Source organism: Flavobacterium jejuense, from assembly GCF_006491595.2.
Taxonomy (GTDB): Bacteria; Bacteroidota; Bacteroidia; order Flavobacteriales; family Flavobacteriaceae; genus Flavobacterium; species Flavobacterium jejuense.
Genome location: NZ_VEVQ02000049.1, coordinates 1 through 751 on the forward strand (window position 1 = coordinate 1; position 751 = coordinate 751).

The 751-nt window shown below is 36.0% G+C and carries 1 pseudogene; it reads left to right on the forward strand.

Going from position 1 to position 751, the window contains the following annotated elements:
- Positions 1 to 751, forward strand: a pseudogene (locus tag FIA58_RS21160) (T9SS type A sorting domain-containing protein); the annotation flags it as partial.

The following is a 751-nucleotide window of genomic DNA, read 5'->3' on the forward strand; positions in this document are numbered from 1 at the left end:
CTGATCCAGTAGGTTCTGGAACAGCCCTAACAACAGAAACATATAACGCTACTGGTCTAACTTCTTCAACAACTTATTATTTTCATGTTAGAACAGATTGTGGATCAGGTACTTTTAGTGGATGGTCAACATTTATGTTTACCACTTTAGCTTCACCACCTGCTAATAATGATTTATGTAATGCTATACCTCTTGTCTTAGGAGCTGCAACTACAGGAAGTGATTATACTTTAGTGGCTGCTACATCGGAAGCTAATGAACCAGAAGGAAGTTGTTTTAATGGAGGTATTGCTGGTTCAGTTTGGTTTAGCTTTGTTTCTCCAGCATCAGGATCCGTTGAAATCACTACAGATTTTGCAGGTGGAACATTAGAAGATGGAGATACAGAAATAGCTGTTTATGATGGTACAGGTGTTACTTGTTCAGACTTATCTACTTTACCAGCTGAAATAGATTGTGACCAAGACAGTGGAGATGTTAATACATCTTATGGGTCGTTTTTATCATTAACTGGCTTAACTTCAGGTGCAACTTATTACATCCAAGTAGATAGTTATGGAGGTGTAGCTCTAGGGTCTTTTGGTATTCAAGTAAATGGTCTTTTAAGCTCTTCTGCATTCAACTTGACTAACTTTAAAGCTTATCCTAACCCAGTTAAAGATATGCTTAATTTGGAGTATACTTCAGATATAACTTCTATTAGTATCTTTAATTTATTAGGTCAAGAAGTATTATCTAAAGAAGTGAATTC